Origin of the sequence: Streptomyces sp. A2-16 (assembly GCF_018128905.1) — a bacterium.
Taxonomy (GTDB): domain Bacteria; phylum Actinomycetota; class Actinomycetes; order Streptomycetales; family Streptomycetaceae; genus Streptomyces.
The window spans coordinates 8,990,305-9,016,792 of record NZ_CP063808.1; the positions used below are offsets into that span (position 1 = coordinate 8,990,305).

23 protein-coding genes are annotated in these 26,488 nt (G+C 71.5%); 8 read left to right on the plus strand and 15 right to left on the minus strand.

Annotated features, from left to right (window positions below; genetic code table 11):
- Nucleotides 1-49: 49 nt before the first annotated feature.
- Complete coding sequence (ppc, locus tag IOD14_RS40270) at nucleotides 50-2,809, minus strand: phosphoenolpyruvate carboxylase (protein ID WP_123989809.1); 2,760 nt, start codon at nucleotides 2,807-2,809, stop codon at nucleotides 50-52.
- Nucleotides 2,810-3,114: 305 nt separating this feature from the next.
- Here ppc and IOD14_RS40275 point away from each other — a divergent pair, with 305 nt between their 5' ends.
- Both IOD14_RS40275 and IOD14_RS40280 read left to right on the plus strand, forming a co-directional pair.
- Complete coding sequence (locus IOD14_RS40275; RefSeq protein WP_123989810.1) at nucleotides 3,115-4,125, plus strand: fatty acid desaturase; 1,011 nt, start codon at nucleotides 3,115-3,117, stop codon at nucleotides 4,123-4,125.
- Nucleotides 4,122-4,802: a TetR/AcrR family transcriptional regulator gene (locus IOD14_RS40280; RefSeq protein WP_123989811.1), complete on the plus strand. Its 681-nt coding sequence runs from the start codon at nucleotides 4,122-4,124 to the stop codon at nucleotides 4,800-4,802. The genes IOD14_RS40275 and IOD14_RS40280 overlap by 4 nt, the downstream gene beginning before the upstream one ends.
- 62 nt (nucleotides 4,803-4,864) lie before the next feature.
- Here the strand turns inward: IOD14_RS40280 and IOD14_RS40285 are convergent, their stop codons facing one another.
- Nucleotides 4,865-7,057, minus strand: coding sequence for a trypsin-like serine protease (locus IOD14_RS40285; protein WP_249126188.1), 2,193 nt, complete (start codon nucleotides 7,055-7,057; stop codon nucleotides 4,865-4,867).
- A 36-nt stretch (nucleotides 7,058-7,093) separates the two neighbouring features.
- The gene (locus tag IOD14_RS40290) at nucleotides 7,094-7,594 is read right to left on the minus strand and encodes a hypothetical protein (protein ID WP_123989812.1); all 501 of its coding nucleotides are present in this window, start codon (nucleotides 7,592-7,594) and stop codon (nucleotides 7,094-7,096) included.
- Nucleotides 7,595-7,879: 285 nt separating this feature from the next.
- Between IOD14_RS40290 and IOD14_RS40295 the strand changes: the two genes are divergently transcribed.
- Together IOD14_RS40295 and IOD14_RS40300 are read left to right on the plus strand one after the other, a co-directional pair.
- Nucleotides 7,880-11,476: a hypothetical protein gene (locus IOD14_RS40295; RefSeq protein ID WP_249126189.1), complete on the plus strand. Its 3,597-nt coding sequence runs from the start codon at nucleotides 7,880-7,882 to the stop codon at nucleotides 11,474-11,476.
- The gene (locus IOD14_RS40300; RefSeq protein WP_123989814.1) at nucleotides 11,477-11,767 is read left to right on the plus strand and encodes a hypothetical protein; all 291 of its coding nucleotides are present in this window, start codon (nucleotides 11,477-11,479) and stop codon (nucleotides 11,765-11,767) included. It abuts the gene before it with no gap.
- Nucleotides 11,768-11,843: 76 nt separating this feature from the next.
- On the opposite strand, the gene IOD14_RS40305 is transcribed toward IOD14_RS40300, so the two are convergent.
- The 3 genes from IOD14_RS40305 to IOD14_RS40315 all read right to left on the minus strand — a co-directional run bounded on the left by IOD14_RS40305 (nucleotide 11,844) and on the right by IOD14_RS40315 (nucleotide 13,229).
- Nucleotides 11,844-12,017 (minus strand): CsbD family protein, encoded by a 174-nt coding sequence (locus IOD14_RS40305; protein ID WP_123989815.1) that lies wholly within the window; start codon nucleotides 12,015-12,017, stop codon nucleotides 11,844-11,846.
- 64 nt (nucleotides 12,018-12,081) lie between these two features.
- Nucleotides 12,082-12,435, minus strand: a complete 354-nt coding sequence (locus tag IOD14_RS40310; protein WP_123989816.1) for a VOC family protein — start codon at nucleotides 12,433-12,435, stop codon at nucleotides 12,082-12,084.
- Nucleotides 12,435-13,229 carry a trans-aconitate 2-methyltransferase gene (locus IOD14_RS40315; RefSeq protein WP_212672865.1) on the minus strand — a complete coding sequence of 265 codons (795 nt, stop codon included), beginning with the start codon at nucleotides 13,227-13,229 and terminating at the stop codon, nucleotides 12,435-12,437. Before IOD14_RS40315 ends, IOD14_RS40310 begins: the two co-directional genes overlap by 1 nt.
- Before the next feature lie 89 nt (nucleotides 13,230-13,318).
- On the opposite strand from IOD14_RS40315, the gene IOD14_RS40320 reads away from it, so the two are divergent.
- Nucleotides 13,319-13,816: a MarR family transcriptional regulator gene (locus tag IOD14_RS40320; protein ID WP_007382615.1), complete on the plus strand. Its 498-nt coding sequence runs from the start codon at nucleotides 13,319-13,321 to the stop codon at nucleotides 13,814-13,816.
- Here the strand turns inward: IOD14_RS40320 and IOD14_RS40325 are convergent.
- The gene (locus IOD14_RS40325) at nucleotides 13,775-14,542 is read right to left on the minus strand and encodes a response regulator transcription factor (RefSeq protein WP_031042132.1); all 768 of its coding nucleotides are present in this window, start codon (nucleotides 14,540-14,542) and stop codon (nucleotides 13,775-13,777) included. The two genes, IOD14_RS40320 and IOD14_RS40325, sit on opposite strands and share 42 nt — an antisense overlap.
- A 273-nt stretch (nucleotides 14,543-14,815) precedes the next feature.
- Here IOD14_RS40325 and IOD14_RS40330 point away from each other — a divergent pair, with 273 nt between their 5' ends.
- Complete coding sequence (locus IOD14_RS40330) at nucleotides 14,816-15,274, plus strand: GNAT family N-acetyltransferase (RefSeq protein ID WP_123989818.1); 459 nt, start codon at nucleotides 14,816-14,818, stop codon at nucleotides 15,272-15,274.
- Here the strand turns inward: IOD14_RS40330 and IOD14_RS40335 are convergent.
- From IOD14_RS40335 to galT, 4 genes are all read right to left on the minus strand, one after another.
- Entirely contained in the window at nucleotides 15,264-16,052 is a 789-nt protein-coding gene (locus IOD14_RS40335; protein ID WP_212672866.1) for a hypothetical protein, read from the minus strand. The two genes, IOD14_RS40330 and IOD14_RS40335, sit on opposite strands and share 11 nt — an antisense overlap.
- Nucleotides 16,053-16,140: 88 nt before the next feature.
- Entirely contained in the window at nucleotides 16,141-17,298 is a 1,158-nt protein-coding gene (galK, locus tag IOD14_RS40340) for a galactokinase (RefSeq protein ID WP_123989820.1), read from the minus strand.
- A complete protein-coding gene (gene galE, locus IOD14_RS40345) occupies nucleotides 17,298-18,266 on the minus strand; it encodes a UDP-glucose 4-epimerase GalE (protein WP_123989821.1) in 969 nt (322 codons plus the stop codon). The genes galK and galE overlap by 1 nt, the downstream gene beginning before the upstream one ends.
- A complete protein-coding gene (gene galT / locus IOD14_RS40350; protein WP_123989822.1) occupies nucleotides 18,263-19,324 on the minus strand; it encodes a galactose-1-phosphate uridylyltransferase in 1,062 nt (353 codons plus the stop codon). Before galT ends, galE begins: the two co-directional genes overlap by 4 nt.
- A gap of 111 nt (nucleotides 19,325-19,435) precedes the next feature.
- Between galT and IOD14_RS40355 the strand changes: the two genes are divergently transcribed.
- The gene (locus IOD14_RS40355) at nucleotides 19,436-21,133 is read left to right on the plus strand and encodes a sodium:solute symporter family protein (RefSeq protein WP_123992695.1); all 1,698 of its coding nucleotides are present in this window, start codon (nucleotides 19,436-19,438) and stop codon (nucleotides 21,131-21,133) included.
- A 21-nt stretch (nucleotides 21,134-21,154) separates the two neighbouring features.
- Nucleotides 21,155-21,472 (plus strand): hypothetical protein, encoded by a 318-nt coding sequence (locus IOD14_RS40360; RefSeq protein ID WP_212672867.1) that lies wholly within the window; start codon nucleotides 21,155-21,157, stop codon nucleotides 21,470-21,472.
- A 426-nt stretch (nucleotides 21,473-21,898) separates the two neighbouring features.
- Here the strand turns inward: IOD14_RS40360 and IOD14_RS40365 are convergent, their stop codons facing one another.
- The 4 genes from IOD14_RS40365 to rsmA form a co-directional block, all read right to left on the minus strand.
- Nucleotides 21,899-22,603, minus strand: coding sequence for a response regulator transcription factor (locus tag IOD14_RS40365; protein WP_123989824.1), 705 nt, complete (start codon nucleotides 22,601-22,603; stop codon nucleotides 21,899-21,901).
- A 218-nt stretch (nucleotides 22,604-22,821) separates the two neighbouring features.
- Nucleotides 22,822-24,624: an ABC-F family ATP-binding cassette domain-containing protein gene (locus IOD14_RS40370; protein WP_123989825.1), complete on the minus strand. Its 1,803-nt coding sequence runs from the start codon at nucleotides 24,622-24,624 to the stop codon at nucleotides 22,822-22,824.
- Between the two features lie 49 nt (nucleotides 24,625-24,673).
- Complete coding sequence (locus IOD14_RS40375; protein ID WP_212672868.1) at nucleotides 24,674-25,573, minus strand: 4-(cytidine 5'-diphospho)-2-C-methyl-D-erythritol kinase; 900 nt, start codon at nucleotides 25,571-25,573, stop codon at nucleotides 24,674-24,676.
- Nucleotides 25,570-26,451, minus strand: coding sequence for a 16S rRNA (adenine(1518)-N(6)/adenine(1519)-N(6))-dimethyltransferase RsmA (gene rsmA / locus IOD14_RS40380; RefSeq protein ID WP_212672869.1), 882 nt, complete (start codon nucleotides 26,449-26,451; stop codon nucleotides 25,570-25,572). Before rsmA ends, IOD14_RS40375 begins: the two co-directional genes overlap by 4 nt.
- Between the last annotated feature and the right edge of the window lie 37 nt (nucleotides 26,452-26,488).

Below are 26,488 nucleotides of genomic sequence, written 5' to 3' on the forward strand. Positions count from 1 at the left end.
GCCCCCGGAATCCCGGGGGCACCGCCTTCCGCCTTTCTCCGTGCGGAGGTCAGCCGGTGTTGCGCAGGCCGGCGGCCACGCCGTTGACGGTCAGCAGCAGCGCGCGGGAGAGCAGCGGGTCGGGCTGTTCACCGGCCGCGGCCGCGTCGCGCTGACGCTTGAGCAGGGCCACCTGGAGGTAGGAGATCGGGTCCAGGTAGGCGTCGCGGATGGCGAAGGTCTGCTTGAGGACCGGGGTGGCGTCGAGGAGTTCGGACTCGCCGGTGATCCTCAGGACCTCGCGGACGGTGAGCTCGTGCTCGGCCTCGATGTCGGCGAAGACGTGCTGGAGCTCGGCGGGGACGAGCGTCTCGACGTAGTGGCGGGCGATGCGCAGGTCCGTCTTCGCGAGCGTCATCTCGACGTTGGAGATGAAGTTGCGGAAGAAGTGCCACTGCTCGTGCATCTCGTCGAGCACGCCCTCTCCCCCCAACGTCGCGGTCGGGCCCGCCTCGCGCAGCGCCTTCAGCCCCGAGCCGACGCCGAACCAGCCGGGCACGATCTGCCGGGACTGGGTCCAGCCGAACACCCACGGGATGGCGCGCAGTCCGTCGAGGGAGACGCCCGAGCCGGGACGGCGGGCGGGCCGTGAGCCGAGGTGCAGGTCGGCGAGCTGGTCCACCGGCGTCGACGCGAGGAAGTACGTCGGCAGGTCCGGGTCCTCGACGAGCCTGCGGTACGCGGCGTGGGCGGCGTCCGACACGATGTCCATCGCGGCGTCCCAGCGGGCCAGCGCCTCGTCGGACTGACGGGGAGCCGTGTGCAGGGCGGACGCCTGGAGGGTGGCCGCGACCGTCAGCTCCAGGTTCTCCCGGGCCAGCGAGGGCACGAGGTACTTGTCGGAGATGACCTCGCCCTGCTCGGTCACCTTGATCTCGCCCTCCAGGGTGCCCCAGGGCTGGGCGAGGATCGCGTCGTGCGAGGGGCCGCCGCCGCGGCCGACGGTGCCGCCGCGGCCGTGGAAGAGGCGCAGCCGGACCCCGTAGCGGTGGGCGACGTCACGCAGGCGGCGCTGCGCCCGGTGGATCTCCCACTGGCTGGTGGTGATGCCGCCGAACTTGGAGGAGTCGGAGTAGCCGAGCATGACCTCCTGGACGTCCCCGCGCAGCGCGACCAGGCGGCGGTACGACGGGTCGGAGAGCATGTCCTCCAGGATGGTGTCGGCGGCCTTCAGCTCGTCGGTGGTCTCCAGGAGCGGCACGATGCCGATCTTCGCCCACCCGGCGTGCAGGTCGAGCAGACCGGCCTCGCGGGCCAGCACCGCGGCCGCGAAGACGTCGTCGGCGCCCTGGCACATCGAGATGATGTACGACTCGATGACCTCGGGTCCGAAGACCTCCAGCGCCCGCTTCACGGTCTGGAAGACCCCGAGGGTCTTCTCGCCGGCCGCGTCCACCGGGGCCGGCGTGGGCGCCAGCGGCCTGCGGGAGCGCAGCTCCTTGGCGAGCAGCTTGGCGCGGTACTCGCGGGGCATGTCCACGTACCGCCAGGACTCCTCGCCGAGACGGTCGAAGAGCTGGCCGAGGGCGTGGTGGTGGGCGTCGGCGTGCTCGCGGACGTCCATGGTGGCGAGCTGGAGGCCGAAGGCGGACAGGGTGCGGATGGTGCGGTCCATCCGGCCGTCGGCGAACAGGCCGCCGCGGTGTTCCCTGAGCGAGGTCTGGATCAGGGTCAGGTCGTGCAGCAGTTCGCTGGTGCCGAGGTAGTCGCGGCCGTCCTCGTGCGGGATGCCCCTGGCCAGCCGGGTCTTGGTGTTCTCCAGCTTCTGCCGGATGCAGGTGGCCTTGAGCCGGTACGGCTCCTCGGCGTTGAGCCGCTTGTAGCGGGGGCTGATCTCCGGGAGGCGCTCCAGGTCGGCCTGCAGGGACTCCAGGAGTTCCTCGGTGGCGCCGGTGTAGCGGATGGAGTTCGACAGGAAGCCGCGCAGCTCGTCGATGAGGTCGAGGGCGTCGTTGATGCCGTGCTCGTGCTGCAGGATCAGGACGTCCCAGGTGACCTGGGGGGTGACGTTGGGGTTGCCGTCGCGGTCGCCGCCGATCCAGGTGCCGAACGTGAGCGGGCGGGTGCTGTCGGGGATCCGGACGCCGACGCGCTCCAGTTCCGCCGTGAGGTCCTCGAGCACGTCCCCGACGGCGCCGGCGTGCAGCTCGTCGAGGTAGTAGATGGCGTTGCGGGCCTCGTCGGCGGGCTCGGGGCGCACCACGCGCAGTTCGTCGGTCTGCCAGACGAGGTCGATGTTCTCGGCCAGACGGGTGTCGTAGCGGCGCCGGTCCGCCTCTATGACCGGCGTCTCCAGGAGCGCGGCGATCCGGCGGAGCTTGTTCAGCACCGAGCGGCGGGCGGCCTCGGTGGGGTGGGCCGTGAACACCGGGCGGACGTTGAGGTTGGAGACGGTCTGGCGCAGGTGCTCGGGGTCGGCGTCCTTGAGCCGGTCGGCCGTGCGGGCGAGCAGTCCGCCCTCGGCGGCGCGCCGGGCCCGCAGCTCGCGGCCGCGGTGCACCTGCTCGGTGACATTGGCCAGGTGGAAGTAGGTGGAGAAGGCGCGCACCAGCTTGGCCGCGGTCTCCAGTTCGGTGCCACGCAGCAGCTCGGCGGCGGCCTCGCCGTCCTCGCGGGTGAGGCGGCGCACCTTCTCGACGAGTTCCAGCAGCTCGGGGCCCTCCTGGCGGACGAGGGTCTCGCCCAGGAGGTCGCCCAGCCGGCGGATGTCGGCGCGCAGCTCGCTACTGGTCGACGTGGCGCTCGTAGTCAGGTCGTCGGCACTGCTCACAGGTGCGGCTCCTTGCAGTGTTGAAGCTCGTCTGGAGGGAACCCGGAGGTCGGTCGTGCGGCAGCCGCCGCATACGGGCCGGACATCCGGGAAGAAATCAGAGCGGACCGCGCTGTCCGACCGACTCCAAGGATAGGTGTCCATGCGGACGCGCAGACTCTCGGGCTCTTGCCGCAAGGCGCCGCACTGCCATACTTACGACGCCGTAGGTTACGGAACCGTAGGGACCGTCGTAACGGACCCCGGGAAGGATTCCCGCAGCCCGGCACTTGTCTCAAACCCTCGAAACCCCACAGGGGACGCCCATGACCACGCGCTCCGATGTGATCGCAGACGCCCCGAAGGCGACCGACGGCTCGACACCGCCCTCCGCGACCCTGGGTGGTGAGCAGAAGCGCTCGCTCGAGCAGATCACGCTGCTCCTGTTCATCACCGTTCCGTTCCTCGCCCTGCTCGCGGCCGTGCCGCTGGCCTGGGGTTGGGGCGTGAGCTGGCTCGACCTGGGCCTTCTGGTCTTCTTCTACTACCTCGGCTGTCACGGCATCACGATCGGGTTCCACCGCTACTTCACCCACGGTTCCTTCAAGGCCAAGCGCCCGCTCAGGATCGCGCTGGCGATCATGGGGTCGCTGGCGGTCGAGGGGCCGCTGGTGCGGTGGGTGGCCGACCACCGCAAGCACCACAAGTTCTCCGACGCCGAGGGCGACCCCCACTCGCCGTGGCGGTTCGGCGAGACGCTCCCGGCGCTGATGAAGGGCCTGTGGTGGGCCCACATCGGCTGGATGTTCGACGAGGAGCAGACCCCGCAGGACAAGTACGCGCCGGACCTGATCAAGGACCCGGCGATCCGGTCGATCTCCCGCCAGTTCATCTACTGGACGATGCTCTCCCTCGCCCTGCCCGCCGTGATCGGCGGACTGGTGACGATGTCCTGGTGGGGCGCGTTCACCGGCTTCTTCTGGGGCTCCCTGGTCCGCGTCTGCCTCCTGCACCACGTGACGTGGTCGATCAACTCGATCTGCCACGCGGTGGGCAAGCGGCCCTTCAAGTCCCGTGACCGTTCGGGCAACGTGTGGTGGCTGGCCGTGCTGTCCTGCGGTGAGTCCTGGCACAACCTGCACCACGCCGACCCGACCTCGGCCCGGCACGGTGTGATGCGCGGGCAGGTGGACTCCTCGGCACGGATCATCCGCTGGTTCGAGATGCTCGGCTGGGCGTACGACGTGCGCTGGCCGTCACGCTCGCGTATCGATTCACGCCGGAACACGGGCGGGGACGGCTCCCGGCGCAAGGAGGAGACCGCCGAGGCGGCATGATGGACGCCGTGGCGACCGACTCCAGCAGTACCCCGAGCAACGAGGCGAAGCCGCGGCGTGCCCGGCGCACCCGGATGACGGGTGCCGAGCGTCGCGCCCAGCTTCTGGAGATCGGTCGCACGCTCTTCGCCGCGAAGGGCTTCGAGGCCACGTCGGTGGAGGAGATCGCGGCGAAGGCGGGCGTCTCCAAGCCGGTGGTGTACGAGCACTTCGGCGGCAAGGAGGGCCTGTACGCGGTGGTCGTGGACCGCGAGATGCGGCGCCTGCTGGACATGGTGACGAGTTCCCTGACCGCCGGGCACCCCCGTGAACTGTGCGAACAGGCGGCCTTCGCCCTCCTCGACTACATCGAGGAGTACACGGACGGCTTCCGCATCCTGGTGCGCGACTCCCCCATCCCCCAGTCCACGGGGTCCTTCGCCTCCCTGATCTCGGACATCGCGACCCAGGTCGAGGACATCCTGGGCCGCGAGTTCAAGCGACGCGGCTTCGACCCGAAGCTCGCCCCCCTCTACGCCCAGGCCCTGGTCGGCATGGTCGCCCTGACCGGCCAGTGGTGGCTGGACGTGCGCCGCCCGAAGAAGGCGGAGGTGGCGGCACACCTGGTGAACCTGGCATGGCACGGCCTGGACGGCCTGGAGGCGAAGCCGCGCCTGATAGGACGCCGGAAGAGCTGACCGACACGGTGGTACCCCGCGCCCCTCGGGGACGCGGGGTACCACGTGAACCGCTGATCCGGTCAGCGCACCACCGTGCCGAAAGCCACCCCCGCCGCGGGCACACCGTCCGCGCCCGGCGCGTACGTCACGACGGTCTCCGCGCCCGCGTTGGTCACGTTGCCCCACGGCACCGCGTAGGCGGACCCGCGCGTGCCGGGCCCCTTGGGCATGCCCAGGTACAGGTGCGTGGCACCGGCGGCGATGTACCCGCCGAGCTGCTGTCCCGCCCCCGCCGCACCGGGGACGCCGGCCTTGCCGGGCTCGACGACCACCTCGTTGTCGCCGGGCGCCCCGATCGGGGTGAAGACCGTCACGGATCCGGCGTCGGCGACGGTGCCGATGTCCTCGCCCGGGACGCCCACCGCGATCAGCGTGTTCTTCGTCGAGGCGACGGCGCCGGGCGCGAGCGAGACCGCGGAGACCTGCTCGCCGAGGCGGTCACCGGTCTCGGGGTCACCTGACACGTTGGCCGAGCCCTGGTTGAGTTCGGCCAGCTCGCTGACCGCGCCCGCGGCCGTGATCCGCAGGTTCACCACCCGGCCGGTGTCCGCGTCGGTGCTGTTGTCCTCGCCGGGCGAGCCGACCGCGAGGATCGAGTCGGTCGCGGCGGTGGAGGAGGACGCGGTGGCCCGGTAGGACGTCATCGCGAGGGAGAAGCCGAACTTGTCGCCGGCCTCCGAGGCACCGCTGATCTCGGGCGCGGTGCTGTCCTGGTCGATGCCCGCCAGCGGGGTCGGGATGCCGTCCGCGCTGAGCGTGTGGCTGAGGATCTCCAGGCCGCCGGAGTCGTCGGCGGTGCCGATGGCCTCGTACGGCGTGCCGATCGCGAGGTGCTGCGGCGAGGCGGCGACCGTGGTGCCGAAGCGGTCCTCGGCCTCCACCGTCCCGTGGACTCCGGCCGAGCCCTGGTTGATCGCCCGGTTGGTGGAACCACGCAGGTAGAAGCTGCTGCCCGCGTTGGCCAGTCCGTCGAGGTCCTCGCCGGGGACGCCGATGACGAGGTAGGGGTCGCCCGCGGTGGTGACGCCGGCGGCGAGGGAGTGGCCCATGCGGTCGCCGGCCTCGGAGGCGGAGGCGAGGATCGAGCCGGCGCCCTGCCCCTGTTCCAGGGCGAGCTCGGCGGGGCCCTTGGTGAGGCCCTCCGCCGAGCCGTACAGCACCTGGACGAGACCGGCGTCGGCGGCGCTGCCGATGTCCTCGGCCGGGGTGCCGACGACCAGGTCGGTGTAGCCGTCGAGGTTGTGGTCGACCACGGCGAGCGCGGAGCCGAACTGGTCGTTCTCCTCCGCCCCGCCGCTCACGCCCGCGGTGTTCTGGGACAGGGCGAGGGTGCCCTTGCCGCCGCCCAGGACGATGTGGACGACACCTGCCTTGGCGACGGTCCCGACGGCGGCCTGCGGGTCCGCCATCGCGGTGTCGCGGACGCCGTCGCCGTTGAAGTCGACGACGTGGGCGGCCTGGACGCGGGTGGTGACCCAGTCGCGGATGTCGTCGAGGCGGGTGGCGACGGCGCCGGTGCGGGTCTCCGTGGAGTTGAAGCAACCGCCCTGCCAGGAACGGCTGTTGACCCCGGCGAGCTGTGTGCTGCCGTTGACCGTGCGGAAGAGGGGGCCGCCGGTGTCGCCGGCGCAGATCGCGTCGCCGTCCTTGCCGGTGACGGCGAGGGTGGTCACGCCGACGGTGTCGGCGGTGAACGTTCCCTGGTGCATGCGCAGGGGCGCCCACTCGGTGGCGGTGCGGCCGTAGCCGGTGCTCACGAGACTCTCGCCCGCGGTCGGCATGGCGGTGGCGATCGCGGCCGGGGCGATGCCGGTGACCGGCCTGTTCAGCCGGGCGAGGACGAGGTCGCGGTCGGTGCGCGGGGCGAGCTCGACGACCGTGCGGGACTGGCCGCTCGTGGTGGTGGTGTCGGTGCGGCCGATGACCGCGGTGGTGGCCTGGGCGGGCTTGCCCGCGCGGATCTGGAAGCTGCCGGAGGGGTCGTCGGCGAAGCAGCTCGCGGCGGTCAGCACCCAGTACGGGTCGACCAGGGCTCCGGAGCAGCGGCGGGCGCCGTCGCCGATGTCGAGCCGGGCGGTGAAGGCGTACGCGCCGTCGGCGGCGGGGTCGCCCGCGACGGCGTGGGCGGCGGGCGTGAGGCCGGCGACGCCGAGCGCGACGGACGCGGCGAGCAGGGCGCCGGTGAGCGCCGTACGGGGTCTGTGGTGGGCCACGGTGAAGTTGTCCCTTGTGAGTCGGGTGCGCGGAGGTCAGCCGGTGACGCGGAGTTCGAGCAGGATGGTGGGGGCATCGCCGACGCCCTCGCCGACGCCCTTGAACTCGCCCTTGGCGACGTCGACGGTCTGGGTCTGGCCCTCGGCGCTCAGTTCGGCGCGGACCGCGCGGGCCTCGGTGGCAAGGGCGTAGACCTCGGGGATCTCCAGGGTGAGCCAGCCGGTGGCGGCGGTGGAGCGGAAGCAGAACTTGCCGTCGGCGCTGTTCCGGGTCCAGACCTCGATCTGGTCGGTGGCGGCCGCGTTGCAGGCGGCCAGGGTGATGCGGCCGTCGCCGCGCTTGAGGGTGATGCCCTGCTCGGCGAGGATCTTCGCGGCGCCGGGGTAGTTGAAGTCCTCCACGGCGACCGGCGGGACGTCGTCGGCCGCGGTCCGGACGGCGTCGGGCGGGGCGGCGACGGCGTAGGCGGCGGCACCGACCAGGACCGCGGCACCGGCGAGACCGGCGCTCAGCAGCCTGCGGGTTCTGGATATCACAAAGTTTCCCTTCCGGTGAATGCGCGAAATAGGACGCAGCAGGAATGAAGCAGAAAAAGGAAAGGAAAAGTGATGTGCGTCACTCGCCACACAGAGCGAATGACGAAAGCCCCCTTTGCCCGCTGTAACCGCAGGGCATCCGCCTCCCCGTTGCGGAAAGCGAACATAACAAAGCACGGAGCAAAAACAAAGCGCTCACAAAGCAGAGGCAAAGCGTATGCTCTCCCGGTCGAGATCCGACCCCCGGCCAGGGGAACGGCCGGGAAGCGGAAGGTTGCTTCTCAATTGAGAAATAGACTGCTCGGCAGGGGGAGGCGGCTGACCACGGCCGTCGGTCTCTCCCTGCTGCCGGCCCTGTTGGCAGGGCTCTTGTCCGCCGCGCCCGCCGCGGCCGTCGACGACCCCGTCGAACCCGAGCCGACCGGCCTGGAACACATACCGGCGACCGACCGGGGCAAGGTCGTCGCACTGTGGAAGACCGGCGGGCCGGGAGTGCGCGCGGCCGCCGAGGCCGCGCTGACCGGCAGTGACACGGCCGTACGCCGCTTCCTGGACCAGGAGCGGGTGGTCGCGCAGCTCAGTGACGACCGGGTCGCCACCGTGCAGATCCTGTCGATGGGCGGGCGGGCGGTCCGCGAGGCCGCCGAGACCGCGCTCGCGGGCACGTCCGAGCAGCTGACGGCGTTCCTGAAGGACGGCTGGAAACAGCCTCTGGAGGAGGACCAGCGGGTCCAGGCCGCACGCGTCGTGGCCTTCGGCGGCCGTGAGGTGCAGGCCAAGGGCCGGGCGGCGCTGAACGGGAGCATCGACGACGTCCGGGCCTTCCTGAACGAGGGCCAGTACGCGGCCCGCGACAACGACGACCGCGTGGCCGTGGTGCAGATCATCAGCACCGGCGGCCAGGCCACCCGGGAGGCGGGCCGGGCGGCACTGAACGGCACGATGGACGACGTACGCGAGTTCCTCGCCGTCGGCCAGCACATCGCCCGCGCCCGTGACCAGGAACAGGCCACCATCGCCCAGCTCGCGGAGCAGGCGACGGAGGCCGGTCGGCAGGCCGCCGAGGAGACCGAGGCCGCGAAGGACGCCTCGGAGAAGGCGATCGCGGCGACCGAGCTCGCCAAGGAGGCCGCCGAGAAGGCCGCGCGGGAGACCGAGGCCGCCAAGGACGACGCCCAGCGGGCCTCCGGCGCCGCGGGCCGGGCGGCGGACGCGGCCCGGGGCGCGGCCCGCGCCGCCGAGCAGGCCATCGCCTCCGCGCGCGCCGCCAACACCTCGGCGCGCATCGCCGCGAACGCCGCCGCGCAAGCGGCCTCGGCCGCCGCGGCTGCCGCCCAGGCCGCGTCGAGCGCGCGCTCGGCCGCGGCGGACGCGGCGACCGACGCGACCAAGGCGGACGCCGCCAACAAGGCCGCGGCGAAGGCCCGGGACGCGGCCAAGGGCGCGAAGAAGGCCGCCGAGGCCGCGAACCACGCGGGCGTGGCCGCCACCGAGGCCGGCAAGGCTGCCAAGGCCGCCCTCAGCGCCGGGGCCAACGCGGACGCGGCGGCCGCGGCGGCGACGGCCGCGAGCGGATACGCGGGCGTGTCGGACGCCCAGGCCCAGCGGGCCCGGGACGCCGCCGCCGACGCCCGTCGGCACGCGGCGGACGCGACCGCCGCCGCCAACCGGGCCGAGGCGCTGGCCACGCGCTCGGCGCAGGCGGCCTACGAGGCGCGGGACGCGGCCAACTCGGCCGCCGTGCACGCCGAGAACGCGGCGACCGCCGCCGAGGAGGCCGCCAAGCACGCGGGCGACGCCGCCAAGGCCGCCGAGGAGTCCACCAAGCACGCCAACGCCGCCACCGAGGCCGCCAACGCGGCGACCGCGGCCGTGGCCAAGGCCCGTACGACCTTCGACCTGGCCCGCGAGGTGGAGGCGGCCGAACTTGCCGCCCGCAGCGCGCAGTCCACGGCCCGCGCCGAGTACCTGAAGCGGCTGACCGAGGAGCGCGAGGCGCGCGAGCGGGCCAAGGCCGAGGAGGCCCGGGCCAAGGACGCCGAGGCCGCCGCGCTCGCCGAGGAGGCGGCGTCCCCCGCCGTGGAGATCCCCGAGGCCGCCGCCAAGGGCCGCAAGGTGGCCCTGCACATCGCGGACACCCGCGGTCCGTGGAGCGTGACGGCCGCCGAGGTCGCGCTGTCCTCCTCGGACACCGAGGTCGTGGCGTACCTGCGGACCGACCTGAAGCGGGCGCAGGAGCAGGACGAGCGGGGCCGCGTCGACCAGCTGGCCACCGACGCGGGCTCCGCGACCGTGCGCACGGCGGCCGAGACGGCACTGGACGGGGACACCGCCGCGATCCGCGCGTTCCTGACGACCGGCCAGCACAAGGCCGCGGCGAACGACTACCGCGTCGAGATCACCAAGCTCCTCGACGGGGCCGGTCCCGGCGTCAAGGAGGCCGGGCAGGCCGCGCTGGACTCCAACTCCACCGACCGCATGCGGGAGTTCTTGACCACGGGCTACTTCACCGCCCGGACCACCGACGAGCGCGTACGGGCCGTGCAGCTGAAGGAGAGCGGCGGGCCCGAGCTGTCCGCGGCCGCCCAGGTCGCGCTGGCCGGACCGCCGGAGGTGCTGCACGCGTTCATCGAGGTCGGGCAGTTCTCCGCGCTGCGCGCCGACCGGCTGACGGCCACCCATGTGGCCCGGGTACAGGGCCTGATCGCGGGCGCGGCCCGGGTGGCGTGGACCGCCCAGGAGAACGCGGCCCTCGCCCAGAAGGTCGCCGCCGAGGCCCGCAAGGCCGCCGAGAAGGCCGCCGAGTACTCCCAGCAGGCGAAGGACTCGGCCGCGCAGGCGAACGTGTACGCGGACCAGGCACGCACCTCGGCCGCGGCGGCCGAGAAGTCGGCGGCGGACGCGGCGGCCTCGGCCCGCACGGCCCGCGCGGCAGAGGCGGACGCCCACGCGGCTGCCCGCCGCGCCTCCAACTCCGCGGCGCAGGCCACGGCTTCGGCTGCGGCGGCGCAGGGGTCGGCGGGTGCCGCATGGCAGGCGGCCGACGAGGCACGGGCCTCGGCGAACGCGGCCGGAAAGTCGGCGGAGGAGGCGCAGAAGGCGTACACCGAGGCGATCGTCGCCACGGCGATCAAGATCTGGGAGGAGGCCGAGGCCAAGCGCAAGGACGAGGAGTTCCGCAAGGACAAGGCGGAGGCCCAGGCCCTGGAGGACGCGCTGGCCGACCTGGCGGCCGAGGAGGGCGACTGGTGGGACTACGTCTCCGGCGCCGGGCACCTCGTCCTGGACACCGCCGGCCTGGTCCCCGGCTTCGGTGAGGCCTTCGACCTGATCAACTGCGGCTGGTACGGGGCCGAGGGCGATGCCCTCAACTCCTCGCTGTCGTGCGCCGCGGCGATCCCGATCGTCGGGTGGGGCGCGACAGCGGGCAAGTGGGGCAAGACCGGCATGGCGGCGGCTGAGGCGTTCGCGAAGTCGATGCGCGCCGAGGGGAAGATCCCGCACATCTGGACCGCGAACCCGCGCAGGGGTCTGTCGAACGCCCAGAACGCGGCGACGCACTGGGGCAAGCACAAGGCGGAGTTCCCCGAACTGTCCTCCCTGTCGGAGTACGTCGAACTCGCCCACCGCTACAGCGCACTCGGCCGCAACGCGATCAAGAACGGCCAGTCGGTGCCCGGTTACCGGATCTACCAGCAGAACGGCGGATCCGTCGCGGTCTTCGACGAGGCGAGGGGGGCGTGGTCGGCGTTCACCCCTGACGGTATTCCGCAGACCCTGTACAAGCCGCGCCCGTACGACGCGGCGACCAACCCCAACGGTTACCGGGGCACGCTGGAAGACTGGCTGCGGGAACCCGCACGTGGATCGGAGCTCAGGTAGATGCACACGGAGGACACCGGACAGCCGGCCAAGGACCTGTCGGAGACGGTCTGCCGGGTCTGCGGCCGCGATGACGGCTCGCTCCTGTGGGACCGCCACGGCGTGCCGCAGTACGTGATCTGCGACTGCTGCGGCGTCGAGTCCGGTCTCGGCGACGACCATCTGTCCAAGGTCCGTGAGACCCGGGGTTACTGGGTGGCTCAGGGCGCCCCCTGGGACGTACCCGCGAACCGCCCCGCGGGCTGGGACGTCCTGGAGCAGTTGTCCCACATCCCGGCCGAGTGGCGCTGACCGCTCACCCGGACGTACGTCGGCCCGTGCACCTATGCGGTGCACGGGCCGACGCGTTTGCGTACGGTCAGTACCGTCAGTGCTTGAAGGTGTCCTTCGCCTTCTCCTTGGCCTGACGCGCGTCCCCCTTGGACTGCCCCGCGCGGCCCTCGGCTTCCATGCGCTCGTTGCCGACGGCGCGGCCCACGGTCTCCTTGGCCTTGCCCTTGGCCTGTTCCATCTTGGCCTTGGCCTTCTGGTCTCCTGACACCGTTCTCACTCCCAGCGATGGACGATTGCGCTGTCATCACTGCGGGTGACCCGGACAGCCGAGGTCAAACCAGGAACTCCAGCCGGTTGCCCACGGGGTCGCACGAGTGGAAGCGCCGGCGCCCCGGCACACCGTCGTCCCAGCGCACCGGCGCCCCGTGCGCCTGGAGCCGCGCGGCGCACGCCGAGATGTCCGTGACCCTGAGCCCGGGATGGGCCTTCCCGGACGGCCGGAACCCCTCCTCGATCCCGAGGTGCAGCTCCACGGCTCCCGCCCGGAACCAGCACCCGCCCCGCACCGCGAGCACCGGCGGCTTGGGGATCTCGGTCATGCCGAGGACGTCGACGTAGAAGGCGCGCAGCAGGTCCTCGGAGCCGGGAGGCGCGGCGAGCTGCACATGGTCGACGGCGACGAGCATCACCCCTGCTTCCGGGCCACCGCGAAGATGCGGCGGAACGGGAAGGGCGTGCCGTGCGGGCCCGCCGGGTACGCCTCGCGCAGCGCCGCCCGGTACGCGGTCAGGAACTTCTCCCTGGTCTCCGGGTCGTCGGCGAGCGCGGTCAGGACGGGGCGCAGGCCGGTGCCCTTGACCCAGTCCAGGACCGGGTCCTCACCCGGCAACAGGTGGACGTACGTCGTCTCCCACGCGTCCACCTCGCAGTCCAGGCCGGTCAGCCGCGCCAGATAGTCCTGGGGGGCGAGGACGGCGTCCTCGTGGCGGAGGGTCTCCGCGAGGCCCAGGGACTCGGCGAGTTCGCGCATCAGCCGGTGGCTCGGGGAACCGAAGTTGCCGGGCACCTGGAAGGCGAAGGTGCCGCCGGGGGCGAGCCCGTCGATCCAGTCGGCGAACCGGTCCACGTGCCCGGGGACCCACTGCAGCGTGGCGTTGCTGACGATGAGGTCGTACGGCTGTGCGGGCGTCCAGGTGCGGACGTCGGCGTGGGCGAAGTCCAGCCGGCCGCCGCCGGACGTGGGCCCGGCGTACTCGACCCGCGCCTTGTCGAGCATCTCGGGCGAGTTGTCGTAGCCGGTGATGCGGGCCGTGGGCCAGCGTGCGGCGAGCAGCGCCGTCACGTTGCCGGGGCCGCAGCCGAGGTCGGCGATCAGGGGCGGGGCGCCGGGCAGGTCCGGGACGCGGGCGAGGAGGTCCGCGAAGGGGCGGGCGCGGTGGTCGGCGTGGCGGAGGTACTGAGCGGGGTCCCAAGTCGTCATGGGACTCACTGTTCCCCCGTTTTTATCTTGATGTCAAGAGACTTCACGTCAAGAGACTTCACGTCGACACAACCACTACACTGATCGTCATGGAGGACGAGGTCGATCGGCTGGTCGCTGCGTGGCGCCGGGAGCGCCCTGACCTCGACGTGGAACCGCTCGAGGTGCTCAGCCGGGTGAGCAGACTGGCCCGGCACCTGGACCGGGCACGCCGGCTGGCCTTCGCCGAGCACAGTCTGGAGCCCTGGGAGTTCGACGTGCTGACCGCGCTCAGGCGCGCGGGGACGCCGTATCAGCTCTCCCCCGGACAGCTGCTGACGCAGACTCTGGTCACCTCGGGCACCATGACCAACCGCATCGACCGGCTGGCCAAGAAGGGCCTGGTGGAGCGGCTGCCCGACCCGAGCGACCGACGCGGGGTGCTGGTCAGGCTCACCGAGGACGGCAAGGACCGCGCGGACCAGGCCCTCGCCGGTCTGCTGGAACAGGAACGCGCGATCCTCGCCGAGCTGTCGCGCGCCCAGCGCGGGGAACTGGCCGGGCTGCTACGCCAGCTGACCGCCCCGTTCGACAACATCCCCGGCTAGGTCGACCGGCCCCACACCCGCGCGCCGCGCGAGAGCGACGGCGGCCAGGGTGGAGTGGACGCCCAGCTTGCCGAGGACGTTCTGCATGTGGGTGCGCACGGTGTGCGGGGAGAGGAACAGTCTCTCCGCGACCGCCTTGCGGCCGAGCCCGGCCACCATGCAGCGCAGCACCTCCCGCTCGCGCGGAGTGAGGGACTCCACCAGCCGCTCGCTCTCGGTGCGGTGCTTGCGGGCGGCGGTGAGCTCCCTGAGCACGCCGGTGAGCAGGGCGGGAGGCAGATGGGTCTCGTCGCGCAGCACCCCCCGGATGACGGTGAGCAGCCGGGACAGCGAGCAGTCCTTGGCGACCCAGCCCGAGGCGCCGGCCTGCAGGGCGAGCGCGGCACGGCGCGGATCGTCCTTCTCGGCGAGCACGACGATCCGGACCGCCGGCTGTCCGGTACGGACCCCGGCGACCAGCGATATGCCGTCGACGAGACCCTCCTCGCCGCCGTCCGGCACGGACACGGCGGGCCTGATGCCCTGGACGTTGCCGCCCAGGTCGGCGTCGACGAGCAGCACGTCGAAACGGCGGCCCTCGGCGGCCGCGCGCTCCAGCGAGCGCAGCGCGGCGGGACCGCTGCCGGCCGCGGAGACCTCCACGTCGGGCTCGGCCGCCAGCGCGGCGGCGAGCGACTCGGCGAAGATGCGATGGTCGTCGACGACCAGGACTCGGATGCGAACCACGAAACCCCCTTCCCCAAGCTCTCGAAGAGCAGGGGATACCCCATCGTCTTCGTCTGAGGACGACTCGGGAGACGACACCGCCGCGGGTACGACGCCCGAAGCACGATGGCCGCACGGCCGCCGCCGCGCAAGAACTGCTACCCCCACTTCGGGCGCCGTACCCGACTGTCTCGCCCCCTGATCAGCACCGGCCCCCACCGGTGCTGTTCATCAGGGTACGGCCGGGGGGCAGGAGCGGAAGGTTATTTGCAGAACTGGCTGTCCGGGGCGTTTATGGTGGGCCGCATGTTTCGTCTGGAGACAGAAGTCGACAAAGCCCGGCAAGATCTGCTCCGCAAACAGCTGCGGGACACCAATACCGCCGCCTCCCCGATCCTGCGCGCACTGCGCGGAACCCCAGGTGAACGAGAACTTCCGCTCCACGTATGGGCGTTGGACGACTCCGGCGCCCTCGCCGGCGGACTGGTCGGCCACACCTGGACCAGCTGGCTGCACGTGACCTATCTGTGGGTGGACGGACGGCACCGCGGGACGGGCCTGGGTTCGCAGTTGCTCGCACAGGCGGAGCGAACGGCGCGCGGCGAGCGGGGCTGCGCCTTCGCGCGCCTGGAGACGTGGGACTTCCAGGCGCCGGAGTTCTACAAGAAGCAGGGGTACGACGTGGTGTGCGTGATCCCGGACTATCCGCCGGGGATCACGGAGTACACGCTGACCAAGCGGCTCACTGCCTGAAGCGCCAGGAACCCGGCTCGTCCCCGGGTTCCAGACCCAGCTCCCCCGCGATGCCGGCCGCGCGGCGGTGGGAGACGTCGGGGTAGTGCGCGGGGTGGACCTCGACGAAGCCGTGGTCGTCGGCCAGGGCCGTGCGGAGCGCCTCGCGGAGCATGTGTTCCTGCTCGTCCAGCCGGGCGCGTTCCCTGGTACGGCGGGCGACGGCCGCGCCCCGGCGGGCCGTGGCCGCGACGACGCCGAGCGCGATCAGCGCGAACGCCCCCACACCGAGGACGTCACCGGTCGCGTCCGCGTCGCCCGGGGTCCGGGGGCGCAGGACGCCGTCGGGGTCCGCGAGCACGGTGACGGTCTGGCCGACGGCCAGGCTGCCGGACTTCGCGCGGAGGGCGGGGCCCGGGAGCCTGGTGCCGTCGCGGCGGGCGAGGGCGTAGTCGTAGGTGTCCGTCCGGTGGCCCTGGTCCGGGGCGGGCCAGTCGCGCAGGACGGTGGCGGTGACGCGTTCGCCGCGCCGCTCCAGGGTGAGGTCGTCGCGGGCCAGGTCGGCGATGTACACGGCCACCAGGGAGGCCCCCACCACCAGCAGCGCGGCGGACAGGCCCGTCTCGTCCGCGCACAGCTTCGTCAGCAGGACGGCGAGCAGCACGCCGTGCGCGATCCACAGGGGCACCAGGAGACCGCTGCCGTGATGGTCGGCCAGGAGGAAGAAGCCGACGATCACGGCGAGCGCGTAGCAGCCGATGCCGATCGCCGACAGGATGCGAAGGTGCCCTCGACTCACGCTCCGACGCTACTGGGAGGTACGTCAGGGAGAGGCCCGGCTTTCCCCAAGTTCGGATCAAGCCGGGCAAAACAGCGGTCAGTCGGTCTCAGACCAGGCGCCGCGCCCCCGCCGAGGGCACTGCCTCGAACACCCGCGGAGCGGTGAACTCCGCTGCTGCGAAGGCCTCTTGGACCGCCTTGGCGATGGTCTCCACGTCCGCCGCCTCCGCCAGCACGATCGCCGAGCCGCCGAAGCCGCCGCCGGTCATCCGGGCGCCCAGGGCGCCGGAGGCGAGGGCGGTGTCGACGACCAGGTCCAGCTCCGGGCAGGAGATCCGGAAGTCGTCCCGCAGCGAGGCGTGGCCCGCCACAAGGATCGGGCCGATCGCGCGGGTGTCGCCGCCGGACTCCAGCAGGGCGACGACCTTCTCGACCCGCTCGTCCTCGGTGACCACGTGCCGGACCAGACGTACGGCCTCCTCGTCGTCACCGAGCCGTTCGAGGGCCGCGTCGAGCTCGCCGTAGGGGATGTCCCGCAGGGCGTCGACGCCGAGCAGGGCCGCGCCCCGCTCGCAGCCCGCGCGGCGCTTGCCGTACTCGCCCTCGCTGTGGGAGTGCTTGACGCGGGTGTCGACGACCAGCAGGACCATGCCCTCGGCGGCGAGGTCGAAGGGGATCTGCTTCTGGGCGAGGTCCCGGGTGTCGAGGAACAGGGCGTGGCCGCTCTCGCAGCAGGCGGACGCGGTCTGGTCCATGATCCCGGTGGGGGCGCCGACGTAGACGTTCTCGGCGCGCTGGCACAGCCGGGCCAGCTGCCAGCGCTGGAGGCCCAGCTCGAACAGGTCGTTGAGCGCGAGCGCGATCACGACCTCCAGGGCCGCCGACGAGGACAGGCCCGCGCCCGCCGGGACCGTCGAGGCGAGGTGGACGTCCGCGCCGGTGACGGGGTGCCCGGCCTCGCGCAGGGCCCAGACGACACCGGCCGGGTAGGCGGTCCAGTTCCGGTCGCTCTCCGGGGCCAGGTCGTCCAGGCGCAGTTCGACGACACCGCCCTCGACGTCGGCCGAGTGGAGGCGCAGGACGCCGTCCTCGCGCCGTGAGACGGCCGCGACGGCGGTGTGCGGCAGCGCGAAGGGCATCACGAAGCCGTCGTTGTAGTCGGTGTGCTCACCGATGAGGTTGACGCGGCCCGGCGCCGACCAGACACCCTCGGGCTCGGTTCCGTAGAGCTCGGTGAAACCGTCCCGGACCTGCTGTGCCGCCACTACTGCTCCCTTGCTGCGCTGATGGTCTGCGCGAACTCCCAGGCGTCCGCGACGATCCCCGCGAGATCCGCGCGGGACGGGTTCCAGCCCAGCTTCTCGCGGGCGGTGGCGGCCGAGGCGACCAGGGTGGCCGGGTCGCCGCCCCGGCGCGGGGCCACGACCTCGGGGATCGGGTGGCCGGTCACCTGGCGGACCGTCTCGATGACCTGGCGGACGGAGAAGCCCTCGCCGTTGCCGAGGTTGCAGATCAGGTGCTCGCCCGGCTGGGCCGCCTTCAGCGCGAGGAGGTGGGCGTCGGCCAGGTCCGCGACGTGGATGTAGTCGCGGACGCAGGTGCCGTCCGGGGTCGGGTAGTCCTCGCCGAAGACGGAGATGGCCTCACGCTTGCCCTGGGCGACCTGGAGGATCAGCGGGATGAGGTGCGACTCGGGGTCGTGGCGCTCGCCCTGCTTGCCGTAGGCGCCCGCGACATTGAAGTAGCGCAGGGACACGGCACCCAGCCCGTGGGCGTTCGCCTCGCTGGTGATCATGAAGTCGACGGCGAGCTTGGAGGCGCCGTACGGGTTGGTCGGCCTCGTGGGCGCCGACTCGACGATCGGCACCTCCTCGGGCTCCCCGTAGGTGGCGGCCGTGGAGGAGAAGACCAGCCGGCGCACTCCGGCCTCGCGCATGGCGCCGAGCAGGGCCATGGTGCCGCCGACGTTGTTGTCCCAGTACTTCTCGGGCTTCACGACCGACTCGCCGACCTGCGAGAACGCGGCGAAGTGGAGCACGCCGTCGAAGGAGGAGTCGAGCCACTTGGCGGCGTCGCGGATGTCGCCCTCGATGAAGGCGGCGCCGGCCGGGACGCCCTCGCGGAAGCCGGTGGAGAGGTTGTCGAGGACGACCACCTCGTGCCCCGCCTCGAGAAGGTGCTGGGCCACGACCCCGCCGACATAACCCGCGCCACCTGTCACCAGGTACTTCATTGACTCGCTACCTCTCGCAGTCGCTGTGCCGCGGCCTCCGGCCGGATGTCGTTGATGAAGACGTTCATGCCGGATTCGGAGCCCGCGAGGAACTTCAGCTTGCCGGACGTACGGCGAATGGTGAAAAGCTCGAGATGCAGCGCGAAGTCGTCACGGCTGACGCCCTCGAACTCCTCCAGCTGCCCGAACGGCGCCTGGTGCCAGGCGGAGATGTAGGGCGTCGGAGACTCGCTCTCACCGAAGATCCGGTCGAAGCGCCTCAACAGTTCCAGGTAGACCTTGGGAAACTCTGTGCGGGCCTCCTCGTCGAGCCCGAGCAGGTCGGGCACCCGGCGCTTGGGGTAGAGGTGCACCTCGTACGGCCAGTGCGCCGCGTAGGGCACGAAGGCGACCCAGTGCTCCCCCTCCAGGACGACCCGCTCGTCGGCGAGCTCGCGCTCCAGGACGGCGTCGAAGAGGTTCTCCCCGCCGGTCGCCTCCTTGTGCGCCGCGAGGGAACGCAGCATGAGGGCGGTGCGGGGCGTGGTGAAGGGGTAGGCGTAGATCTGGCCATGCGGGTGACCCAGAGTCACACCGATCTCCGCACCCCGGTTCTCGAAACAGAACACCTGCTCGACGGAGGGCAGATGCGACAGCTCCGAAGTCCGGTCGGTCCAGGCGTCGAGAACCAGCCGCGCCTGTTCCTCGCTCAGATCCGCGAAGGAGGCGTTGTGGTCCGAGGTGAAGCACACAACCTCACAGCGGCCCGAGTCGCCGGCCAGCGAGGGAAAACGGTTCTCGAAGACCACGACGTCGTACGACGAGTCCGGGATCTCGCTCAGCCGGTCCCCCTGCGAGGGGCACAGCGGGCACTCGTCCTTGGGCGGGTGATAGGTGCGCCCCTGTCGGTGCGAGGCAATGGCCACGGAGTCGCCGAGCAGCGGATCCCGACGAACCTCGGACGTGGTGACGGTCCGCTCCAGCGGACGCCGGTCCACGGCCTCGCGGACGGTGTCGTCGCGCAGGTCGTAGTAGATGAGCTCGCGACCGTCGGCCAGCCGGGTCGAGGTCTTCTTCACCGCTGAACTCCTTCACCCAAACATAACTAAACACAAGTAACCATAACCACCCACCCGCGTCAACATCGGAATCAAACAAAGCGCATCAGTCGAGGTGTTCAATTGCTGACTATGCAAAACCCCACAAAAGGCGCAGAAGCCGCATACCTCGCGGCCGAGCTGAGGCTCCCGACCAACTGGCTCGACTACACGATCCTCGGCATCTACTTCGTCGTCGTCCTGGGCATCGGCTTCGCGGCCCGCCGCTCGGTCAAGACGAGCCTCGACTTCTTCCTCTCGGGCCGCTCGCTGCCGGCCTGGATCACGGGCCTCGCCTTCATCTCGGCCAACCTGGCCGCGACGGAGATCCTCGGCATGGCCGCCAACAGCGCGCAGTACGGCGCGTACACGGTCCACTGGTACTGGATCGGCGCCATCCCGGCCATGGTCTTCCTCGGCCTGGTGATGATGCCCTTCTACTACGGCAGCAAGGTGCGCTCGGTCCCCGAGATGCTCCTCCTGCGCTTCGACAAGTGGGCCCACCTGTTCAGCTCGGCCCTGTTCGCCTTCGCGGCGATCCTGATCGCGGGCGTGAACCTCTACGCCCTCGCGATCGTGGTCGAGGCCCTGCTGGGCTGGCCGCAGTGGGTGGCCATCGTCGTCGCCGGCGCCTTCGTCCTCGCCTACATCACGCTCGGCGGCCTGTCCTCCGCGATCTACAACGAGGTCCTCCAGTTCTTCGTGATCCTGGCGGCCCTGATCCCGCTGGTCGTCCTGGGCCTGAAGAAGGTCGGCGGCTGGGGCGGCCTCACGGACAAACTGACGGCGCAGCACGGCGAGAACTTCACGACCGCCTGGGGCGGCACGGGCATCGGCAGCGCGAACCCGCTGGGCGCGAACTGGCTGACGATCGTCCTGGGCCTCGGCTTCGTGCTGTCCTTCGGCTACTGGACGACGAACTTCGCGGAGGTCCAGCGCGCACTGTCGGCGAAGAACCTGTCAGCGGCCCAGCGCACCCCTCTGATCGCCGCGTACCCGAAGATCTTCATCGTGTTCCTGGTGATGATCCCGGGCCTGGTGGCAGCCGCCCTGATCCCCGGCTTCGGCACCACGAAATCGGGCTACCAGTACAACGACGCCATCCCGTACCTGATGGAACAGCTCCTGCCGAACGGCGTCCTCGGCATCGCGGTCACGGGCCTCCTGGCGGCCTTCATGGCAGGCATGGCGGCGAACGTCTCGTCCTTCAACACGGTGTTCACGAACGACATCTGGGGCCGCTACGTCGTACGGGGCCGCGAGGACGAGTACTACGTCCGCTTCGGCCGCCTGATCACGGTGATCGGCGTCTGCGCCTCCGTGGGCACGGCCTTCCTCGCCTCGTCCTTCTCGAACATCATGAGCTACCTCCAGACGCTGTTCTCCTTCTTCAACGTGCCGATGTTCGTCGTCTTCATCGTCGGCATGTTCTGGAAGCGCGCGTCCGTGAAGTCCGGCTTCTGGGGCCTGCTCGCCGGCACGGTCGCGGCGATGGTGAACTACTTCTGGATCTACAAGCAGGGCATCATCGACATCCCCTCCGACCAGGGCGCCAACTTCGTCTCCGCGATCGTCGGCTTCGTCGCCGGTGGAGTGGTCATGGTCGTCGTGTCCCTGTTCACGGCCCCGAAGCCGGCCGAGGAACTCCAGGGCCTGGTCTACGGCACGACGTCCCCCGGCATGTCCGAGCCGCCCGCCGCCGGGGACGACGCGTGGTACCGCAGGCCGGCCCTGCTGGGCTGGGGTGCGGTCGTCCTGGCCGCCGCCTGCTACATCCCCTTCTCGTTCTGATCGCGGAAGAATCGAGGAACCATGTCCGCGGAGCACCACGACTACTCCGAACACGACGTCCAGCGGGAGGTCACCGACCTCCAGGCCAAGTCCGCCACGGCGGCCCGCATCTTCGACCTGCGCCGCATCATCGGCGGCCTGTTCGTCCTCTACGGCATCATCGTCACGATCGCCGGAATCAACCCCTCCGACTCCTCCCTCGACAAGTCGGAGGGCATCAACATCAACCTCTGGACCGGCCTCGGCATGCTGGCCCTGGGCATCTTCTTCCTGACCTGGCTGAAGCTGAAGCCTGCGGTGCCTGTGCGGGTGGACGAGGAGGAGGGTGACGGCGCCTAGGCGGTGCCGGGCAGCTGCGCTGGGCTTGGACCGGGCGCCTAGTGGGGTGCCGGATCAGGTGGTCGGGCGGGTGCGGGTCCGTCGTGGCCGGTCGCGCAGTTCCCCGCGCCCCTGGGGAGTTGCAGTGACCCGGCGCCAGGACGGGCCGTTCGCCCGACCGCCCGGCACGACGGACCGAGGGCCACTCGCGCCACCGCGAGCCGCTCGCCGGACCGTGCGGTGCCGCGGGCGGTTGGCCGCGTACGGCGGCAAGGGGACGGGGTGGGGGGTGTCCGCCCGCAGCGGCCGGCGTCCGTCACCGAGCACATCTCAAGGCACAGCAACCGCCGGACCGAGGACGGACACCCCCCACCCCGGCCCCGACCCACCCACCGAACCCGACGCGCTACAACAACCCCCACCGAACCCGCAGCTGCGCCGCAGGCATCACGGCCCCGCCGCCGGAGGCTGAAGCTGGGCCTGTGCCACCGGCCCCGCCCGATCCAGCAACCCCGTCCGCGCAGCCAACGCCGCCGCCTCCAACCTCGACCCCACCCCCAGTTTCATCAGCACCCGCTGCACATGCGTCCGAGCAGTGGACGGCGCTATCCCCATCCCCGCCGCGATCAGCCGCGTGTCCTCCCCGTCGGCCACCCGCACCAGCACCTCCACCTCCCGAGGCGTCAGCATCTGCAGCAACCGCTGCCCCTCGTCGTCCGGCTGGGCCGCGGGATTCAGCAGCTCACTGAACGCCCCCTGCAGCAACTGCGGAGCAACCGCCGCCTCCCCCGCCCGCGCCTTCATGATCGCCCGCTCGACCCCCTCGATGCGCTCGTCGTGCCGGACGTACCCCGACGCCCCCGCCGCGAACGCCGCAGCGATCCCCCGAGGACTCGGCACCGGCCCCAGCACCAGCACCGCCACCTGCGGCCGCTCCCGCTTGATCTTCACGACCGGGTCGAACATCCCCGGCTCGGCCGGAGTCGCCGTCCCCAGCAGGCACACCTCAGGCGCCCGGCTGATCACCAGCTCCGCCGCCCCCGCCGCCGGCGCCGCCGCCGCGAGCACCCGGTGCCCGCGCAGTTTCAATGCCGAGGCCAACGCCTCGGCGAGCAATCGGTGGTCGTCGACCACCATGAGCCGAACTCCCATCGAGCAACCCCCCAGTCCCCCCAATGGATCCGCGTGAATGCCCCACTATGGATGCCCACTGATCCGCACGGGCAGAGGCCCTCTCCCGGCACTCCCGCCCTTCATGCCCCCGGAAGCTACACGCTAGTTCGACGTTGCGCTCCCCCTACCGGTGAGAAGTGTCCCGGAAGTGCTGAATTCCTGGCTTTCCTGTCGTTCGAGGACGATGTGCCGCACCTTCACGCGTCCTCGGCGAGCTCCAGCCACCGCATCTCCAGCTCCTCGCGCTCCCCGGCAAGATCCCGCAGTTCGGCGTCGAGGGAGGCCACCTTCGCGAAGTCGGTCGCGTTGTCCGCGATCTGAGCGTGCAGCTTCGTCTCCCGCTCGGAGATCTTGTCGAGCTGCCGCTCGATCTTCTGGAGCTCCTTCTTCGCGACACGCTGATCGGCGGAGCTCTTCTCCACGGCGGGCTTCGACACCACGGGCACCGAGGCGGCGGCCGCCTCCTCCATCCGCTGCCGTCGCTCCAGGTACTCGTCGATGCCCCGCGGCAGCATCCGCAGTGTGGCGTCGCCGAGCAGCGCGAAGACCCGGTCGGTCGTCCGCTCGAGGAAGAACCGGTCGTGGGAGATGACGACCATCGAGCCGGGCCACCCGTCGAGAACGTCCTCCAGCTGGGTCAGCGTCTCGATGTCCAGATCATTCGTCGGCTCGTCCAGGAACAGCACGTTCGGCTCGTCCATCAGCAGCCGCAGCAGCTGCAGCCGCCGCCGCTCACCACCGGACAGGTCCCCCACCGGCGTCCACTGCTTCTCCTTGTTGAAGCCGAAGGTCTCGCACAGCTGCCCGGCGGTCATCTCGCGCCCCTTGCCGAGGTCGACGCGCTCCCGCACCTGCTGGACGGCCTCCAGCACCCGCAGCGCGGGGTTGAGCTCGGCGACCTCCTGGGAGAGGTAGGCGAGCTTGACGGTCCTGCCGACCACGACCCGCCCGCCCACCGGCTGGGTCTCGCCCTCGGTCCGCGCGGCCTCGGCCATGGCCCGCAGCAGCGAGGTCTTGCCCGCGCCGTTGACGCCGACGAGACCGATCCGGTCGCCGGGACCGAGCTGCCAGGTCACATGCTTGAGCAGCACCTTGGGCCCGGCCTGGACGGTCACGTCCTCCAGCTCGAAGACGGTCTTGCCCAGCCGCGAGGACGCGAACTTCATCAGCTCGCTGCTGTCCCGCGGCGGCGGCACGTCCTTGATGAGCTCGTTGGCGGCCTCGACGCGGAAGCGCGGCTTGGACGTCCGGGCGGGGGCACCCCGGCGCAGCCAGGCCAGCTCCTTGCGGACGAGGTTCTGCCGCTTGGTCTCCTCGGTGGCGGCGATCCGCTCCCGCTCGGCGCGGGCGAAGACGTAGTCGGAGTAGCCGCCCTCGTACTCGAAGACGTCGCCCTTCTGCACGTCCCACATGCGGGTGCAGACCTGGTCGAGGAACCACCGGTCGTGGGTGACGCAGACGAGTGCCGAGCGCCGCTCGCGCAGGTGCTTGGCCAGCCAGGCGATGCCCTCGACGTCGAGGTGGTTGGTGGGCTCGTCGAGGACGATCAGGTCCTGTTCCTCGATGAGCAGCTTGGCGAGGGCGATACGGCGGCGCTCGCCGCCGGAGAGCGGCGCGATGACGGTGTCGAGGCCCTGCGGGAAGCCGGGCAGGTCGAGTCCGCCGAAGAGTCCCGTGAGCACGTCCCGGATCTTGGCGTTGCCGGCCCACTCGTGGTCGGCCATGTCCCGGATGACCTCGTGCCGGACGGTCGCCGTGGGGTCCAGGGAGTCGTGCTGGGTGAGGACGCCGAGGCGCAGTCCGCCGGAGTGCGTGACGCGTCCGGTGTCGGCGTCCTCCAGCTTGGCGAGCATGCGGATCAGGGTGGTCTTGCCGTCGCCGTTGCGGCCCACGACGCCGATGCGATCGCCCTCGGAGACGCCGAGCGAGACACCGTCCAGCAGGGCACGGGTGCCGTACACCTTGCTGACGTTCTCGACATTGACCAGATTGACGGCCATTTCTCTCCTGCCCAGGGGGATCGATCGACCCTCCAGGGTAGTCCGACCGCTACGCCCGGATCACCGTCGCACCCGGCACCGGCCCCGAGGCCGTACGCACCGCCCGGCAGGTGCCGGAGGCACGCAGTGCGTCCGCGATCTTCGCCGCCGACTCCGGGTCGCGGGCGAGGAAGGCCGTGGTGGGGCCCGAACCCGAGACGAGCCCGGCGAGAGCACCGGCCGAGCTGCCGGCCGCGAGGGTGTCGGAGAGTTCCGGGAAGAGCGAGAGGGCGGCGGGCTGGAGGTCGTTGGAGACGGCGGCGGCGAGCGCCTCCGGGTCGCCCTCGGCGAGCGCGTCGAGGAGTGCCTCGGAGGCGACGGGCTCGGGGACGTCGAGGCCCTCGGCGAGCCGGTCGAACTCGCGGAAGACGGCCGGGGTCGAAAGACCGCGCTCCGCCATCGCGAACACCCACGAGAAGGTGCCCCCGACGTCGAGGGTGCGCAGCTTCTCCCCGCGTCCCGTCCCGAGCGCGGCCCCGCCGACCAGGCTGAACGGCACGTCGCTGCCCAGCTCGGCGCAGATGTCGAGGAGTTCCTCGCGGGAGGCGCCCGTGCCCCACAGCGCGTCGCAGGCCAGCAGCGCGCCGGCGCCGTCCGCGCTGCCGCCCGCCATGCCGCCGGCGACGGGGATGTCCTTGGCGATGTGGACGTGCACGGCGGGCTCGATCCCGCGCCGCTCGGCGAGGGCGATCGCGGCCCGGGCGGCGAGGTTCGTACGGTCGAGGGGGACCTGGGCGGCGTCCGGGCCCTCGCAGGTGACCCGGAGCTCCTCGGCGGGTGTCACGGTCACCTCGTCGTGGAGGCCGACCGCGAGGAAGACGTTGGCGAGGTCGTGGAAGCCGTCGGGGCGGGCGGCGCCCACGGCGAGCTGGACGTTGACCTTGGCGGGGACGCGGACGGTGACGCTCACTGCTGGACCGGCCCCTTCTGCTGCGCGTGCTCGGCGATCCGCGCGAACTCCTCGACGGTGAGCGCCTCGCCGCGGGCCTGGGGCGAGATCCCGGCCGCCACGAGGGCCGTCTCGGCCGCGGCGGCAGACCCGGCCCACCCGGCGAGCGCGGCCCGCAGGGTCTTGCGGCGCTGGGCGAAGGCCGCGTCGACGACGGCGAAGACCTCGCGCTTGGACGCGGTGGTCTTGATCGGCTCGGTCCTGCGGGTGAGCGCGACGAGCCCGCTGTCGACGTTCGGGGCGGGCCAGAAGACGTTGCGGCCGATCGATCCGGCCCGCTTGACCTCGGCGTACCAGTTGGCCTTCACGGACGGGACGCCGTACACCTTGGAACCGGGCGGCGCGGCGAGCCGGTCGGCGACCTCCGCCTGCACCATGACGAGGGTGCGCTCGATGCTCGGGAAGGTGTCGAGCATGTGCAGCAGCACGGGTACGGCGACGTTGTAGGGGAGGTTCGCGACGAGTGCGGTGGGCGCGGGGCCCGGCAACTCGGTGACGTGCATGGCGTCCGAGTGCACGAGGGCGAACCGGTCCGCGCGCTCGGGCATGCGGGCCGCGATGGTGGCGGGCAGGGCTCCGGCGAGTACGTCGTCGATCTCGACGGCGGTGACCCGGTCCGCCGCCTCCAGCAGCGCGAGCGTGAGCGAGCCGAGCCCCGGGCCGACCTCGACGACCACATCGCCGTCCCGGACGCCGGCGGTGCGGACGATCCGGCGGACCGTGTTCGCGTCGATCACGAAGTTCTGGCCGCGCTGTTTGGTGGGGCGCACGCCGAGCACGGCCGCGAGTTCGCGGATGTCGGCGGGACCGAGGAGGGCGTCTGAGGAGGGGCTGCTCACGTGGACAGCCTAGCCGCGGGCCGGTGGGGGCCGGTCG

Bases quoted from the DNA above. Each gene is read 5' to 3' on its own strand.
- IOD14_RS40275 (WP_123989810.1), top strand. From the start codon at position 3,115: ATGACCACGCGCTCCGATGTGATCGCAGACGCCCCGAAGGCGACCGAC.
- IOD14_RS40280 (WP_123989811.1), top strand. From the start codon at position 4,122: ATGATGGACGCCGTGGCGACCGACTCCAGCAGTACCCCGAGCAACGAG.
- IOD14_RS40300 (WP_123989814.1), top strand. From the start codon at position 11,477: ATGCACACGGAGGACACCGGACAGCCGGCCAAGGACCTGTCGGAGACG.
- IOD14_RS40310 (WP_123989816.1), bottom strand. From the start codon at position 12,435: ATGCTCGTCGCCGTCGACCATGTGCAGCTCGCCGCGCCTCCCGGCTCC.
- IOD14_RS40315 (WP_212672865.1), bottom strand. From the start codon at position 13,229: ATGACGACTTGGGACCCCGCTCAGTACCTCCGCCACGCCGACCACCGC.
- IOD14_RS40320 (WP_007382615.1), top strand. From the start codon at position 13,319: ATGGAGGACGAGGTCGATCGGCTGGTCGCTGCGTGGCGCCGGGAGCGC.
- IOD14_RS40330 (WP_123989818.1), top strand. From the start codon at position 14,816: ATGGTGGGCCGCATGTTTCGTCTGGAGACAGAAGTCGACAAAGCCCGG.
- galE (WP_123989821.1), bottom strand. From the start codon at position 18,266: ATGAAGTACCTGGTGACAGGTGGCGCGGGTTATGTCGGCGGGGTCGTG.
- IOD14_RS40355 (WP_123992695.1), top strand. From the start codon at position 19,436: ATGCAAAACCCCACAAAAGGCGCAGAAGCCGCATACCTCGCGGCCGAG.
- IOD14_RS40360 (WP_212672867.1), top strand. From the start codon at position 21,155: ATGTCCGCGGAGCACCACGACTACTCCGAACACGACGTCCAGCGGGAG.
- IOD14_RS40365 (WP_123989824.1), bottom strand. From the start codon at position 22,603: ATGGGAGTTCGGCTCATGGTGGTCGACGACCACCGATTGCTCGCCGAG.
- IOD14_RS40370 (WP_123989825.1), bottom strand. From the start codon at position 24,624: ATGGCCGTCAATCTGGTCAATGTCGAGAACGTCAGCAAGGTGTACGGC.